This window comes from Lederbergia citrea (assembly GCF_018343525.1).
In the GTDB taxonomy this organism is placed as follows: domain Bacteria; phylum Bacillota; class Bacilli; order Bacillales; family Bacillaceae_C; genus Lederbergia; species Lederbergia citrea.
The window spans coordinates 841,065-857,338 of the sequence record NZ_JAGYPH010000001.1 but is presented as its reverse complement, the minus strand read 5'-3'; the positions used below and the strand labels follow the sequence as shown (position 1 = coordinate 857,338).

15 protein-coding genes are annotated in these 16,274 nt (G+C 38.0%); 4 read left to right on the top strand and 11 right to left on the bottom strand.

Translation table 11 applies throughout. The features are described 5' to 3' along the window. Positions 1-102: 102 nt before the first annotated feature. From KHA88_RS04405 to cysK, 7 genes are all read right to left on the bottom strand, one after another. A complete protein-coding gene (locus tag KHA88_RS04405; protein WP_213096978.1) occupies positions 103-1,113 on the bottom strand; it encodes a phosphotransferase in 1,011 nt (336 codons plus the stop codon). A 57-nt stretch (positions 1,114-1,170) separates the two neighbouring features. Beyond that, positions 1,171-2,076: a homoserine O-acetyltransferase MetA gene (gene metA / locus KHA88_RS04400; RefSeq protein ID WP_213096979.1), complete on the bottom strand. Its 906-nt coding sequence runs from the start codon at positions 2,074-2,076 to the stop codon at positions 1,171-1,173. Between the two features lie 102 nt (positions 2,077-2,178). Then, entirely contained in the window at positions 2,179-2,556 is a 378-nt protein-coding gene (locus tag KHA88_RS04395) for a glyoxalase superfamily protein (RefSeq protein WP_249305829.1), read from the bottom strand. Between the two features lie 117 nt (positions 2,557-2,673). After that, entirely contained in the window at positions 2,674-3,684 is a 1,011-nt protein-coding gene (locus tag KHA88_RS04390; RefSeq protein WP_213121431.1) for an ABC transporter substrate-binding protein, read from the bottom strand. Between the two features lie 17 nt (positions 3,685-3,701). Further along, positions 3,702-4,460, bottom strand: coding sequence for an ABC transporter permease (locus tag KHA88_RS04385; protein ID WP_213096981.1), 759 nt, complete (start codon positions 4,458-4,460; stop codon positions 3,702-3,704). Beyond that, a complete protein-coding gene (locus tag KHA88_RS04380; RefSeq protein WP_213096982.1) occupies positions 4,393-5,235 on the bottom strand; it encodes an ABC transporter ATP-binding protein in 843 nt (280 codons plus the stop codon). The genes KHA88_RS04385 and KHA88_RS04380 overlap by 68 nt, the downstream gene beginning before the upstream one ends. 120 nt (positions 5,236-5,355) lie before the next feature. Then, the gene (cysK, locus tag KHA88_RS04375) at positions 5,356-6,288 is read right to left on the bottom strand and encodes a cysteine synthase A (protein WP_213097848.1); all 933 of its coding nucleotides are present in this window, start codon (positions 6,286-6,288) and stop codon (positions 5,356-5,358) included. 174 nt (positions 6,289-6,462) lie between these two features. Here cysK and KHA88_RS04370 point away from each other — a divergent pair, with 174 nt between their 5' ends. Further along, positions 6,463-8,169 (top strand): transglutaminase domain-containing protein, encoded by a 1,707-nt coding sequence (locus KHA88_RS04370; protein ID WP_213121430.1) that lies wholly within the window; start codon positions 6,463-6,465, stop codon positions 8,167-8,169. 61 nt (positions 8,170-8,230) lie between these two features. On the opposite strand, the gene KHA88_RS04365 is transcribed toward KHA88_RS04370, so the two are convergent. Together KHA88_RS04365 and KHA88_RS04360 are read right to left on the bottom strand one after the other, a co-directional pair. Next, on the bottom strand, positions 8,231-9,994 hold the full coding sequence (locus KHA88_RS04365; protein WP_213096984.1) for an ABC transporter ATP-binding protein: 1,764 nt from the start codon (positions 9,992-9,994) through the stop codon (positions 8,231-8,233). Continuing rightward, a complete protein-coding gene (locus KHA88_RS04360) occupies positions 9,984-11,717 on the bottom strand; it encodes an ABC transporter ATP-binding protein (protein WP_213096985.1) in 1,734 nt (577 codons plus the stop codon). Before KHA88_RS04360 ends, KHA88_RS04365 begins: the two co-directional genes overlap by 11 nt. 238 nt (positions 11,718-11,955) lie before the next feature. Here KHA88_RS04360 and KHA88_RS04355 point away from each other — a divergent pair, with 238 nt between their 5' ends. Both KHA88_RS04355 and KHA88_RS04350 read left to right on the top strand, forming a co-directional pair. Continuing rightward, the gene (locus KHA88_RS04355; RefSeq protein WP_249308368.1) at positions 11,956-12,621 is read left to right on the top strand and encodes a L,D-transpeptidase family protein; all 666 of its coding nucleotides are present in this window, start codon (positions 11,956-11,958) and stop codon (positions 12,619-12,621) included. A 34-nt stretch (positions 12,622-12,655) separates the two neighbouring features. Continuing rightward, positions 12,656-13,267: a hypothetical protein gene (locus KHA88_RS04350; protein WP_213096987.1), complete on the top strand. Its 612-nt coding sequence runs from the start codon at positions 12,656-12,658 to the stop codon at positions 13,265-13,267. A 306-nt stretch (positions 13,268-13,573) separates the two neighbouring features. Here the strand turns inward: KHA88_RS04350 and KHA88_RS04345 are convergent, their stop codons facing one another. After that, on the bottom strand, positions 13,574-14,326 hold the full coding sequence (locus KHA88_RS04345) for a polysaccharide deacetylase family protein (protein ID WP_213096988.1): 753 nt from the start codon (positions 14,324-14,326) through the stop codon (positions 13,574-13,576). Positions 14,327-14,377: 51 nt separating this feature from the next. Continuing rightward, a complete protein-coding gene (locus KHA88_RS04340; protein WP_213096989.1) occupies positions 14,378-14,689 on the bottom strand; it encodes a hypothetical protein in 312 nt (103 codons plus the stop codon). 192 nt (positions 14,690-14,881) lie between these two features. Between KHA88_RS04340 and KHA88_RS04335 the strand changes: the two genes are divergently transcribed. Beyond that, a complete protein-coding gene (locus KHA88_RS04335) occupies positions 14,882-16,252 on the top strand; it encodes a sodium-dependent transporter (RefSeq protein ID WP_213096990.1) in 1,371 nt (456 codons plus the stop codon). Positions 16,253-16,274 lie beyond the last annotated feature (22 nt).

Sequence of the window (16,274 nt, the reverse complement as noted above, 5' to 3'; positions counted from 1 at the left end):
AAAGTCCCTAAAAGCTCATGAAGACAGGATTGCTTTTTTTCTCCCCTCCCAATCTCCATGAAAGCTAACATTTCTGGACATCTCCTTATTCAAAATAATTATTCATCTCCATAAGATTTTTTCTATTCTCTGAAGACTTTTTTGGATGTCCAAATGAGGGATTGGCAAATACGGTTGCAATTCCGCCCATGCATGCTCATGTTCAATCTCGCCTGATGTACCAAAGAAAATCTGCATACCATAATCTGATATTTCCTGAAGGCACCACCGGTATATGTAAAATTCAAAGGTTTCCAGGTGAAATTTAGCCTCGGGACGGATCTCTTTATATGTTGAAATAAATTTCCCGAAAAATTCATTTTCCGAAAAAGCCATTAAATCTCGTTCAATCGGTCCGATAGCAATCTCACCAAAGTCAATCAAATACAGATCGCCCTGCAAATCACGCATAATATTTGCATAATTAGGATCGCCGTGAGTAATAGTCCAATCCAAAGAAGCTGCTTGCAATTTTTTTTGCATAGTCTTCATTTTTATTAATGTGGCTTGAACATCATCTTTTTCTTTTATCAATAATTCTGAGGCTTGCTGCTGATAATTAGTTCTAGACTGATTCCCATTTTCCGCCGAATGTATTAGATTTAAAATGTTATTTTCAAACGGATTATCAAAAGTTTCTCTACGTAGATGTTCGAATTTCTTATAATTTATGCTATGAAAATCAGCCATCATAGTCGCAATTCGTTTTGAATCCTCTAGCGTTAACATAGTTTCATATATTGACGCCCCTTGAATAAACGGAAAAAGTGAGATTTGATATTGACCGAAATTCGCTGACACATTACCTTTATTCGTTTGAATCGGTGCTAGAACGTATTTTTTTTCATAATCATCATGTAATTGTTGAATGATTGATAATGCTTCTTCAAGATGTGATTGAGTTTTTAACGCCTTTACAAAATAACCGCTTTCATTAATGTCTTTTATATAGTAACAATACCCTTCTTCGCCTTTCGGTATAAATTGTATTTCGCTGACCAAATCGATTTGGAATCTATCATTAATAAATTCTAAAAGTTTAGCAGTATCTATTTTACTATTATCAAATTTCATAAAGTTGTTCTCCTTATACAAAAAGCTTATGGGCCACATGAGGTCCATAAGCTTTTCTTATTTCCATTCAAATGGTGTTTCTTGGTATACATAGTAATTAAGCCAATTTGAAAAAAGTAAGTGGCTATGTGACCGCCACGTTTTGAGCGGTGTCTTCGTATAATCATTGTCGGGAAAGTAATTTTCCGGCAGCTGAATATTAATCCCTTTATTTAGGTCTCGCTGGAATTCTTCTGCCAATGTTGTAGTATCATACTCGAGATGTCCGGTAATCATAATATTCTTTTCATCTTTTGAAAGAATAATAAATGGCCCGACATCCCCATTTGAAAGAAGAATAAGTTCAGGATGCTGTTCGATCTCATTCGCTCGGACACCTGTGTGACGGGAAACTGGAGCAAGAAAAACATCGTCAAATCCACGAACAAGTTTTATCGTTGGATCCGTAATATCATGCTTAAATACCCCAAAACATTTTGAAGGCAGGTCAAATTTATCAATTGCATAATGGTGATATAAAGCTGCCTGGGCTCCCCAACAAATATGCATGACAGAAGTTACGTGATCTTTTGTCCAATTCATAATTTCTTTTAACTCATTCCAATAGTTCACTTCTTGAAATGGCAAATGCTCTATCGGCGCACCTGTAATGATCATACCGTCAAAATAATTGTTTTTGACCGTCGAAAAAGTTGTATAAAACTGGTCTAGATGTGACTTGCTTACGTTTTTCGATTCATGCGTTTCCATATGCAAAAACGAAATATTTACTTGCAGCGGGGTATTCCCGAGAAGCCGAAGCAGTTGAACCTCTGTCTTTTGTTTTTCCGGCATCAAATTTAATATTAAAATATTCAATGGGCGGATGTCTTGTTTGTTGGCACGCTCTTCGTCCATCACGAATATTTTTTCTTTTTCCAAAACCTCTCTCGCCGGCATCTCTTTTGGTATATTAATTGGCAACCATAACCCCTCCTGGTGTACAAAAAACTAATTAAAACTATTATAAAGATGTTTGATTATTTCAGCAACGGTGAAATAGGAAATAACTACTCACTATCACATTTACTTATCTTCATAAAAGATAATTCGATTTCCGAAAGGGTCCCCAATTGTTATCTCTTTCGTATTCCATGGAGTATCTTCAAGGCCGGGCCGTGCATATTTATATTTTTTAGAAAGCAGCCTTGTATGTAATTCTTCAATATTTTTAACGGAGATTCTAATTCCGGAGCCAGGGCTGCTATCTCCATGGTGTTCTGACAGATGGATAACGCACTGATCATACGATATTTGCATGTATAAAGGTAAATCTTCCTCAAAACGGTGTTCCCAATCTACTGCAAATTCTAAAAACTCTTGATAAAATTCTCTTGCTTTCTGCTCATCAAAAATTCTTAGGATTGGAATCGTACCGTTCATTGAGATAGTAGGTGAACTCATTTAATTCTCTCCTTTAATTTTATGGTAATTCAATCATAATTTATCAAGAGTTTTTTTGCGAGTGCTTTGTATTAATAAACAGGTATGCTTTATCTGCACACCTGTTCGAAAAATGAATTATTTATCCAAACCTTCTAAAAACGACAGATCGATCATCCCATCGATATTATTACTTGGGATGTATTCCGCTTCTTTACTAATATCAGCCATTTCTTGTATCACTTGTTCATTTACATCTGTTGTTACTTGTAATCTTTTAAAAGCAGCTGCTGTTTCTTCTTTATTTATTTCTTTTCCTGTTAAATCTTTAATATGCTTAATAACCAAGTCCTGCGCTTCTTCAGGGTTTTCTTGAATGAATGCTACTGCTTTTTTATGTGCTTTTAAATAAGACGTAACAAGCTCTTTATTTCCCAAAAACTCTGCTCTTGCAGCTACAACTGTATTGGTTGAATCTTTCCCCCATGCAAACTGATCCCAGTCAAGTAAAAGTTTACCGTTAGCCTGCGTTTCAAGTATATTGCCCCAAGGCTCTTGTGTTGCCGCAGCATCTACTGATTTTTGAACGAAAAGCGTAGCAGTATCAGCAGGTGCAGCAGCGAATAGCTCTACTGTTCCCCCATTTGTTGTTGCGTTTAGCTTAACATCCTTAAGCGCTTTTCTTAACATCACATCTTGTGTGCTTCCAATTACAGGAATAGCCACTCGTTTACCATCTAAATCTTCTAGCTTCTCGATATTGCTGCCTTCACTTGCTACAAGGACCGCTCCTCCATTAACCGCACCGGAAATAATGTGGAATTTAGGATTTTTCACGTAAAAGTTGAGAAGAGGACCCGGACCGACTGTTCCTACGTCGATCGCTTTAGTCGTCATAGCTTCCATAAATAGTCCACCGTTATTGACTGTTTTTGTTTCAATTTTCACATTTTCTCCGAACTCTTCCTTAAAATAATCTTTTTCAAGCGCAACAATAGTAGCAATATGTGTTAAATTCGGAAAGTAGCCGATTTTTACTGTTTGGCTACCAGATTTTTTCCCCTTCTCATTTCCAGCTTGTGAACAGGCACTTAATAGTCCAATCATTAAGATAATAGCAAATGCCGATGTGATTATTTTTTTATACACGGTTCTCTCTCCCTTTTCTAAGATTGGTTAACTCCCCATTTTGTTTGGACAGAGCGTTCCAAACGCATGAATATAATATTATCCATAATCGTCCCAATCACTGCGATAATGATCATGACTGAAATTACAAGATCCATCTGTCCGAGCGATCGTCCGGTTTCCAGCAATTGTCCTAGGCCCCCACCTGCACCTAGCAATTCCCCTGCCATTAAGGCCCTCCAAGAAAAAGCCCATGCTATTCGAAGGCCAGAGAGCAGTTGTGGAACAGAGGCGGGAATAATTACTGTCCGTATAAAATGAAAGCCGCTTGATCCATATGTTTTCGCTACACGCTGATAAAGTTTCGGCACATTTGTAAAACCGCTTGTCGCACTAATCGTCATCGTCCAAGTTGCTCCAATCGTTACTATAAATAAAATGGCGAAATCATTCAGTCCAAACCAGATAATGGCAAGTGGAAACCAGACAATGCTCGGAATCGATTGAAGTGCTGTGACTAAAAATCCGAGAGTGTCCTCAACCAATTTATATCGCCAAATCAAATAACCCATGATAAGGCCTAAGAAAATAGCAATGGAAAATCCGATTAAAATTCTGCTAAAACTTTTAGCAATCGCCGTGGCAATTTGCCCATTAATTAACCCATTAAAAAGCGTTTCAAAAACTTGTGTAAGGCTCGGAAACATAAAAGCTGGCAGACCGGAAAATCTAGATGTGACTTCCCATATCACCGCTATCATCGCGATGAAGATGATCCGTCTTAAAGCTGTAGTCATCACCCATTTCCTCCTTTAACACTTTTTCGATTTCATCTTGCAGTATCGCTAAGATTCTTTGTTCAGTATGAAGTGTGACACTATCAGGCATCACGCCATCTTTTGTTGCAGGAACGGGAATAACCTCTTTGATTTTTCCTGGTCGAGTTGCAAATACAATAACTCTTTCGGATAACAAAACTGCTTCACGAATATTATGAGTAACGAAAAATATTGTTACTTTCGTTTTTCTCCAAATGTCGAGAAGTTCTTTATGAAGTACCATCCTTGTTTGTTCATCCAAAGCGGAAAATGGTTCGTCCATTAATAAAATATCCGGCTCCATTACAAGTGCCCGGGCGATAGCAACTCTTTGCTTCATACCGCCTGATAGCTGATGTGGATAAGAGTCAACGTAACGGCTAAGATGAACCATCTTAAGAATATCAAGCGCTTTAGCCTTCGCCTCTTCTTTCGGCATTTTTTTGAGTAACAGGCCATAAGTAACGTTTTCCATTACAGTGAGCCATGGAAATAATCCCGCTTCTTGAAAAACAACAACCCGATCAGGTCCAGGCTTCGTCACTTTCTTTCCAGTGATTTGGATGTTCCCGCGATCTGCTTTTTCCAATCCCGCGATTAAATATAGAAGGGTCGATTTACCGCAGCCTGAGGGGCCAACAATCGATACAAAGCTCCCCTTCTCAATCTCAATATTGATATTATCAAGAACCTTCGTCTTATTATTTTTATCATCTATAAAACTCTTTTCTATTCCGTCAATTGAAAGATACATATTTTCACCTCTAGTAAACCAAGTTGTTTAATAGGAAATACACTCCATCTATCATGATTAATCCTATGAATTTTGTCAACAATATTTTTTAAAAAAATAAACAGCAAGTAAATTCGCTGTTTATTCAAATTGAAATAGATCACTCGATAAATAACGCTCACCTGTATCTGGCGCAATACACACAACCGTCTGATTAGATGAAAGACGTTTTGCTACTTGGATTGCCGCGAAAACGGAAGCTCCTCCTGATGGGCCTAACAAGATGCCTTCCTGTTTTGCTAATTTGCGCACAGTATCATATGCCTCATGATCCTCGATTTTAAAAATTTCATCGTATACGGATGTGTTTAAAATGGACGGAATAAAGCCTGGACTAGTGCCTACTAATTTATGCTTACCAGGTTCTCCTCCCGATAAAACTGGCGAGCCAGCAGGCTCAACAACATGGACTGTAATCGAATCATTATATTCTTTTAGCGTTTCCCCTGTGCCGGTAATTGTCCCGCCTGTCCCTGAAGTTCCAACAAATGCAGCCAAGTTTTTTCCATTTGTCTCCATTGCTTCAATAATTTCTTGGGCAGTAGTTACGCGGTGAATATCAGGATTTGCTTCATTTTCGAATTGCATCGGTATATAACTATTTGGGATTTTGGCGGCAATCTCTTCTGCTTTTTTAATGGCTCCTGGCATTTTTTCATCACTAGGCGTAAGAACCACTTCGGCACCATATGCTTTTAATATATTAATTCGTTCCGCCGTAGCCGAGTCTGGCATCACAATAATGGACTTATAGCCCCGTGCAGCAGAATTCATCGCAATTCCAATACCTGTATTCCCTGATGTTGGTTCAATGATCGTAGCGCCCGCTTTAAGTAAGCCGGATTTTTCTGCTTCCAGTATCATATTATAAGCAGCGCGATCTTTCACACTTCTGCTAGGATTAAAATATTCGAGCTTTACATATATTTCAGCTCCATTCGGATCAGGGAGCTTGTTTAACTTTACCAATGGGGTGTTTCCGATTAATTGTGCAATATTTCCAACAACTCTCATGTTGTTCATCCTTTCTGTAACATGCTCGCAATAAAATGATTATACCAAACTTAAATCATATTATACACACCTTATAAATCGGATTAATCTCTATTGTAGTATTCCATTGTCTCTGCTTGATTAATTATGATATATATTAAACAACGAAACTATGTAAACCAGAGGAGGCGTATAATGAAAAAATGGCAGCTTCTGACAGCGATCACATTTTTAATACTAACTGGGACCGCATGCAGTACCGGAACCACTATATCATCAGCTAAACCACAACAAAGCAAACAAATACAAAAAGAAACTGATCCGTTTACAAAACTGGCAGAAGAAACAAATAAGGAGCTAAAGCTTGTACCTTTAGAGCTTACAGGCTATGCAGATATCATTGGCGCCACCCTTTTACAGCCAGTACACCAATCCTTCGCTGTCAATCATGAGTTCACCGTCTCCGGAAAAATTGATAAGCACGAACAGCTTTTGGGTAACTTTGTATGGATTAAAATGAAGCAAGTGGATACTAATGAACCAAATGATACATTTGAGTACTATGTACCCATTGAAGATGGAAGTTTTGAACAAGTCATTCATTTTTTTAACGGAGCTGGCAATTATTCCATAACGATTCTTTTACCTAGCACGGAACAGGAAAATTTCTTTTCGGAATTGGCTAATTTTGAAGTTATAAATGTAAATGAGACGATTGAGCGGGACATTACATATACACCAAACGGCCACGATTCAGGGCTTGTGATTCATGAACCCAGTTCTGGAATGCTTGAAGCAAATGAACTTATCCCTATATCTGGTGAAATTAAGAAATCAGCAGAAAATCAAACGGTCATGCTCCAATTAAAAAAAGAAAATGATTCTTGGCAACATGTTTTACCTGTTACAGATGGAATTTTTTCGTATAACCTCCCATTATTTTTTGGTGAAGGCATTCATGAAGTGCAAATTTATGTACCAGATAAGGAATTGGAGAATCGTTATCAATATGGTAGCTCATTCTTAGTAAACAATGTTTCTACTAAAAGGATGGAACCAATTGAATTTCACCGCGGATATGAGGAACGGGGAATTCAGCTTGAATCGCCAAAGTATGGAGGAGATCAAGCGAATCTGACGTACAAAATTAGTGGGAAAATAAACCCCAATGCACCATCAGCGAAAGAGATGACACATATGTATATAAAAACTACGAAAGGACAAGATGAAGCGCTTGATATTATTCCCATTCAAAACTTTGCGTTTGATGATGAAATCTATTTGCGATTTGGGCCTGGGGATTATGAAATGACCATTAACATTCCGGAAATTAATCAGGAAAATACAGCGTATTTTAGTTTTCATTCTGTAGCATCATTAACGGTCACGAACACCGCAAACGAAGATAAGCGGGACCTGCTGCCTTCAAGAGGCATTCAATCGGAGGCGCCGGAAATCATCGCCTTGGCAAATGAAATTACAAAGGATAAAAAAACAAATCGAGATAAAGCTAAAGCAATTTACGATTATACAGCCAAAAACATTGCCTATGATGTAAAGAAATTTAAAAACAATGATTTTAAATGGGATGATGGCGCGCTAAAGACGATCCAATCGAAAATGGGTGTCTGCCAAGACTATGCGTATTTATCTACAGCCCTTTTGCGTGCTAGCGGGATTGAAGCAAGACTCATTGGAGGTAAAGCAGGAACAGGTGCCTTTAAAGAAAACCACGCATGGGTCGAAGCCAATATTGATGGTGACTGGTTAGTGATGGACCCGACTTGGGGTGCAGGCTTTGTAGATGATGACAAGTTTGTGGCAAAATACACAGATAAATATTTTGATCCAAATGAAAAAGAGTTCAATGAGACACATATACGCGAGAAACCCGAGTATTAAATAAAAATGAAGCCGCCATTTTCCTGCTGGAACCATGACGGCTTCATTTTTGTACTCTTTGTCAACCACTCTCTTTTACCAACTGGCTATGAAAAAGACCTGCATAAAATCCTTTATTTTCTAAAAGGGATTGATGATTTCCTTGTTCAATGATGCTGCCATTGTCTAAAACGAGGATTTGATCAGCCTTCTGAATGGTGTTAAGCCGATGTGCAATGACGAAGCTTGTTCTCCCCTTCATCAACCGATACAAAGCTTCTTGGATTTTCATTTCAGTAATTGTATCAATATTACTCGTTGCTTCATCCAAGATTAATAATGAAGGATTTGACAGCATTGCCCTTGCGATGGATAATAATTGTTTTTGGCCTTGGCTGATGCCGCTTCCATCTTGTCTTAAGACTGTATCATATTGGTTTGGTAGTTTCATAATAAATGAATGTGCATTGGCCATTTTAGCAGCCTTTTCTACTTCTTCATCTGTCGCTTCTAATTTTCCGTAACGAATATTCTCTCTAATCGTCCCTTGGAATAAATAAGAATCCTGTAAAACAAAGCCCATTTTACTTCGGAGGTTGTTTCGTTTTATTTGTCTTACATCAATACCATCTATGAGGATTTCACCAGATTTGGTCTCATAAAAACGGGCTAGTAAATTGATAATAGTTGTTTTACCAGCACCAGTAGGACCAACAAGGGCAACCGTTTCTCCTGGTAAGGCACGAAAGTTCACATCGTTGATTGTTTGCTGATCATCACCATATGAAAAAGAAACATTACGGAATTCTACTTCCCCTCTTACGCGATCCAAAGTCATGCTGGACTTTATATCCCTTTCTTCATCCTCATCCAAAATTTCGAAGACCCTTTCCGCACCTGCAACTGCTGAAAGTAACGTGTTAAATTGGTTTGCGAGGTCATTCAAAGGGCGCGTGAACTGGCGAGAGTATTCAGTAAAAACAATAATCATTCCAATTGTTACGTGGCCTTTAAGGGCTAGTATCCCTCCAGCTCCTGCAATAATAGCGAAACTTAAATTATTTAACATGTTCATCAGCTTTGGAATAAAACCCGAGTAAGTTTGTGCCCAGTAGCCGGCTTTTCTTAATCGTTCATTTTTTTCCATGAAATCTGCAATCATCTTCTCTTCTTGAGAAAAGGTTTTGACAATTGTTTGCCCTGAAATTGTTTCTTGAATAAATCCATTCAGGTCACCTAAATATCGCTGCTGTTCCTTAAATAGCCGACCCGTTCGATTTGTAATCCACTTCATACCAAAGTACATTAGCGGAATTACTGACATGGTTATAAGGGTTAAGATTGGACTGAGAATCAGCATCACAGTGATTGTTCCGGTAAGCAATAAGAAGCTTGAAAACACTTGAATAATTGAACTGTTTAGCGTCTGGCTCACATTATCAATATCGTTTGTTAATCTGCTCATCAGTTCACCATGTTGCCTTTTGTCAAAAAATTTAATTGGTAGTTGATGGAGATGATGGAACAACTTCGTTCTCATAGTAAATACTGTTTTCTGGCCAATTCCAATCATCCAGTAGTTTTGAAGAAAACTAGACAACGAGAAACATAAAAAAGCAGCCGCAATTATAATCAAAATTAATCCAAGTGTATTTCCACTATTATTGGCAATATACTCATCTACTGTTCTCCCTATTAAGTAGGGGCCAAGCAGTCCTAATCCCGAACTAATTAACACTGTGAACAAAACGAGTAGCAGCTGGCCTCTGTAAACATCCAAGTACTTCCATATTTTTAAAAGTGTTATTCTCCAGTTTTTTGTTTTTGACAATTGTTTATTGGACATCCGCTAGTCCCTCCTTTGCAAATTGGGATTTGTAAATATCCTGATATAATGCAGAGGAGATCATCAAATTGTTATGGCTACCTCTTGCGATAATTTTCCCATCATCCAACAATAATATTTGGTCTGCCTTCATTGCGGTCGTAACTTTTTGAGTAATGATAAAGGTAGTACAATCATATTTCTCCAATGCTGATAGTAGTCTAGCTTCAGTTTTCAAATCAAGTGCACTTGTGCTGTCATCCAAAAAAAGCAGCTTCGGCTTTCGAATAAGCGCTCTCGCAATGGATAGCCGTTGCTTTTGCCCACCCGATAAATTGACTCCCTTTTGGCCAATTTTTGTATCATATTTATTTGGGAGCTTAAGAATCGTTTCGTGGATTTGTGCATCTTTTGCACTTTCGATTATTTCCTCCATTGAAGCGTCCTCTTTACCCCATGCAATATTGTTTGTCACTGATCCTGTAAATAGAATAGATTCTTGGGGAACAAATCCAATTTGCTTACGCAATGTTTCAAGTGTCATCTTTCTTATATCAATTCCATCAATCTTAATCGTTCCATTTGTTACATCATACAGCCTCGGAATAAGTTGAAATAAAGCAGATTTCCCTGATCCGGTAGACCCCATCACAGCGACTGTTTGCCCCGATTCCGCTACAAAGGATAAATTAGATAAAACGGGCTTATTAGTCCCAGGATATGTAAAACTTACACGGTTAAAATCTACTGTGCCCTCTAAGATGGTTTTGTCAGATGAACTTTCTGCTGTATTTGTAAGATCAACATCCGTAGCCAATACTTCAGATATACGTTGGGATGATGCTCGCCCCCTTGAGAATGCCATCGTAATCCATGTTAGGATGGACAGTGCTGAAGTAATCCGAAAACCATAGTTTACAATCGCAACTACCTCTCCTACATTCATACCTTTTTGGTTCACTTCAATCGCACCGAACCAAAGAATTAATAATATGCCAATATTCATCACGAACAAAAGTATAGGACCAATCAATTCGACAAGACGCAAAGCTTTCACTGTCTCGTCACGCAATTCTTGGTTTGCTTTATTAAAACGTTTTTCTTCAAATTTCTTTCTAATGAAGGCTTTGATTAATCGCATCCCTGTCAAATTTTCTTGCATTACATTATTTACTTTATCTAATTTATCTTGGACAAATCGAAATAATTTCCCGCTCCTTTGCATCATCCAGATGAGTAAAACGACTAGTATGGGTATCGGAAATACCAAAAAGAGAGCAAGCTTGACATTGACAAATAATGCCATTGTTGCGCCACCAATGATTAGCAAAGGAGCGCGCAAGGCAACACGCAAGCTCATAAAAACAGTGTTTTGCACTTGCGTTACGTCATTAGTTAACCGGGTAATGAGTGATGATGTTTGGAAATGAGCTAAATTATTAAAAGAAAATGACTGTACTTTTTTAAACAACGCAGCCCTCACATCAAAACTGAAACTTTGGCTCACGTGTGATGAGAAAAACGAATTGATTATACCTGCGATGAATCCGAGCATGGACATACCGACCATGATTCCTCCCCAATACATCACAGCATTAAGATCTTCCTTCAAGATTCCTTCGTCAATTATTTTTGCCATGAACAGTGGATGCCAAAGCTCTACAACTAATTCAGTAAGCATGAGCATCCATGCTACAGCCATCGCTAAACGATATGGTTTTAAATATGATAATACTTTTACCATGCGCCATCCTCCGTGCCGAGAGCAATATCCATCCCATATATTTTATACTGACTTTTCTTAATTTTATATTATATCAAAATGTCACACATATGTAAAAACGATTACAAGGTTTTGACGTCGACAATAAAGCATGTTTTCCCTCTTCATCAACGAATTAAAAAGCCGTAAATCGCGGGTAAAAATAAGGCATATTAGACACAATACAATGGAACTTATTATTAAAGGGGAATATTTATTGATGAAGAAAAACTCATTGTTTTTCGTATCACTTTTTTTCATTTTAATCATCTTATTTTCGTCTGCGCATGTGCATGTAGAAAGTAAGGAGAAAGAGATTTATATCAAGATTGATTTGTGGTCAAATGAACTACTCGTCTTAGAAAATAATAAAGTAATCAAAAAATATTCCATTGCCCCTGGAACCGAATTATCCCCTACACCTATCGGTACCTTTATGGTGACGAAAAAATCAAAGTCATGGGGAGGTGGATTTGGTTCAAGATGGCTAGGTTTAAACGTTCCTTGGGGTATGTATGGAATTCATGGTACGAATAAACCTAGTTTTATAGGTCGTAATGTAAGTAGCGGATGTATCCGTATGCGTAATCAAGACGTTGAACAATTGTTTGAAATCATCCCAAAAGGAACGATGGTACATATAGATGGACCCATAACTGGTATAGGCAAAGGAGAGTATAAAAACTTATCTGTCGGATCAAAAGGAAATTTAGTGCAGCTTGTTCAAGAGAGGTTAAAAGGGATGGGGTTGTATAATGGGCCAGTCGATGGGATTTACGATTTTCAGACAGAAAATGCAGTAAAGAAGTTTCAAAAGGCTAATGATTTTCCTATCAACGGTGTAGTCACTGTACATGAATATAGGCAATTAGGGTTATTGGAGTAACATGGCATATCGGGAAAAGGACGGGAGGAAAACCATGGTCTATCGTCGGGTACTTAAATACATATTTGTCTTGATTTTTATCTCATTTTTTATTTTTATCTGCCCTCCTAATTTCCTAGCGAAAGATTCAAAACAGGAAGCCTTTTTAAAATTTGAAAAGCAGATTTATTATTTAATCGATTCTAGTATGGAACCCTTAAATCAATTAAGCGATGACCAAGATGAGGAAAGCCTATATCATGCGGTTATAGCAACAAAACAAAAATTTGCAGATAATTCCTTAGTTCTCACTAAACTTCTGGTGCCATCCGTTCTACCAAATGATATAAAGACCTCCTTGGAACATACAAAGGAAGAAATCTTGACAGGTTTTAAAGCATTAGAGGAAAGCATGGACTACTTTGCACAATATATTGTAAATCGAGAGCCCATTTTATACGAGAAATTCATCGAGAAACGTGACAAAGGTTTTCTATATATTGATGGCGGATTAACGTCATTAGCTACGGTAAGATTGCAGTTAGATGCACCAAAGATTAGGTCAATTCCTAATGCATGGAAAGTAGGGAGAAGACAATTTTATCAGTTAGAAAAGAACTTCCTGCAAAATGATAAGGCAGTTCCAATAAAAAGTGAACATAGGTAGCAAATAGCTGCTCACACTGTAAGCAGCTTCTACTTTCCATTATAAAAATAAAAGAGTGATTTAGAAAAGTAATATCTAGTACTTTCTTGGTTTGGAGAAGCGTCCGCTCGACTCCTGCGGGATCTGCGAGACAGCCGAGACCCTGCAGGAGCGCAGCGACGAAGCGGCTCGGCGCTCGCCCCGCGGAAAGCGAGCGGTAAGCTTCGAGAAACCCGCTCTATCCAATATAAAAATAAAGACTGGAAACAACTCGTTTTTTCTGAGTTTGTCTACAGTCTGAGCTGCTCACACTGTAAGCAGCTGATTTTATTTTAAAATATTGCTACCTGGAATAGCGTCAATTCCTGTTCTTTGCAAAAGCTGTGAAACAGTCACAAATTCATAGCCTTCTTTTTCAAGGGCAGGAAGAATGATACTTAAAGCTTTAACCGTTTGTGATCGATCTCCTCCAGCATCATGGAATAACACCACATCTCCTGGTTGATGACCTGATAATACTTTTGACACAATTTTATTTACACCTGGCCTCTTCCAATCCTCTGTATCTTGGTGCCACGACCACATGATCACCCTATAGCCTTCATGTACAGATGTATTGATTATTTGATCATTATAATATCCGCCAACTGGTCGGTAAAAAGCTGGCTTAGTACCAGTAATTTTATAAAGTATATCGTCCGTCTGTCTTAACTCCTTCTTCAACGCTTCTCCTTTTTTAATTGGATTATAGTGGGTAAATGAGTGATTGGCTATTTCATGGCCTTCTTTCACTTGTCTTTTAATAATATTTGGAAACTTTTTTGCATGCTCACCAATTACAAAGAAGGTAGCCTTTGCATTATATTTGGCAAGTATATCTAAAATTTGTGGAGTAAATGTAGAATGAGGGCCATCATCAAAAGTCAAAGCAATCAATTTTTCTTCCGTTACAACATCCCATACTACGTCTCCACTTTCTTCATAATAAGCTCTCCCTTTATTTTCCCCGGCATGGGTATGAGATGCGATAGAAAAAAGCAAAATGAAAACACTGGCGACCTTAATACCTATATGATTCATACACCATGTCTCCTTTTATCCCCCTGCCCCGAAAGGCAGGGAATGTTTTACTCAAGATTGTTGCTGATTTTGTCCTGCGTTTTGTCCTGAATTCTGACCTGCATTCTGGGACCTCATGGTAGCCCCAGGTGCAATTTCCTTAGAAAATTCTGTGATTGTATTAACAGCTAATGCTGGTATGGTTGGAAGGGCATTTGTATTTGTTTTGCTCAATATATTTTGAATTGGACGCATATATTTTCCGTTTTTATATTTTTGAAGTCCGTATACCGCCGCACTCAAGCCGAGTGTTGCCAGTAGAGAAACCCAAATTTTATTCGAACCATTGTTTCTTGTACTTCTAAACATCTGATTTGTTTTCATTGGTTGCGCTCCTTTGATCTGCATTGTCCAAACGTCTTAGGACAATTATATTGTTTGCCGAGCTCAACCTGCTTATACTTTCCGGGCATTAACAATGATTCTCAGGATTCTTTAAAACTGGTTTTTCACTCGCGGATGATTTATCATATTATGATGATTGATTGATACTACATCAAGAATTGGAGCATACATATGGGTCAAAATCGAGAACAATGGTCATCAAAATTAGGATTTATTCTTGCAGCAGCGGGATCAGCAATTGGATTAGGAGCGATATGGAAATTCCCTTATATTGCAGGGACGACGGGCGGAGGAGCTTTCTTTCTTATCTTTCTGCTTTTCACAATACTCATTGGACTTCCAGTTCTTCTTGCTGAGTTTACGATTGGGCGAGGATCACAGTCGGATGCTGTTTCCGCCTATCGCTTTTTCGCACCAGGAACAGCTTGGCCTTGGCTAGGGAGAATTGGGATGGTTACTAGCTTCATCCTTTTGTCATTTTACAGTGTTGTTGGAGGATGGATTATTGTTTATCTATTCCATGCGATAACTGGCAAGCTTTATGGACTATCGGAAGAAGATTATGGACAACTTTTTACCACATCCATTTCACATCCCTTCATTTCGGTAGGTGCGCAATTTCTTTTCATGATTATAACGATTTGGATTGTGGCACAAGGAATTCAAAAAGGAATTGAACGAGCGAATCAGATTATGATGCCCGCTCTCTTCATTTCGTTTATTATTTTAATCATCAGGTCTCTAACACTGGAAGGTGCCTCTGAAGGTGTGGCCTTTCTTCTTTTGCCGGATTTTTCCGCTTTGAATTCTAAGACCATTCTATTCGCTTTAGGACAATCTTTCTTTGCTCTAAGTGTTGGAAATTCCGTTATGGTTACTTATAGTTCCTATTTAGCAAAAACAGAAAGTTTACCGAAATCGGCATCAGTGATTGTAATTATGAATATTTTTATTTCTCTTCTTGCCGGCCTAGCTATTTTTCCCGCTGTGTTTTCTTTAGGGATGGAGCCAGCAGAAGGTCCAGGACTTTTATTTGTAGTTTTACCTGCTGTATTTAATCAAATGCCCTTTGGCATGGTTTTTCTAAGTATATTTCTGTTACTATTTCTATTTGCCACCTTGACTTCAGCGTTTTCGATGCTTGAAATTCTTGTGGCGGTTACCGCAAAAGATGATTTAAATAAAAGGAAAAAGGTAACCTGGGTGATCGGAATCCTTATTTTTCTGGCCGGTGTACCTTCAGCACTTTCTTTTGGTATCATGGATAAAATAAAACTATTTGATAAATCGATTTTCGATTTTGCTGATTTCTTAGTTTCCAATGTGTTACTTCCTCTCGGTGCATTGGCTATTTCACTGTTTGCCGCCTATATTATTCCTAAAAGCAAACAGTATCATGAAATTACTACTAGTACAGGACATGGCAAGCTCATTTTTTCAATCTGGTATTTTTTGATTCGTTACATTGCACCGGCAGCAATTATTATTGTTTTTATGGATGTAATCGGAGTATTGCCGTGGTTTTTCAATTTTTTTAAATAACATATATATGGGGGAAAATCAT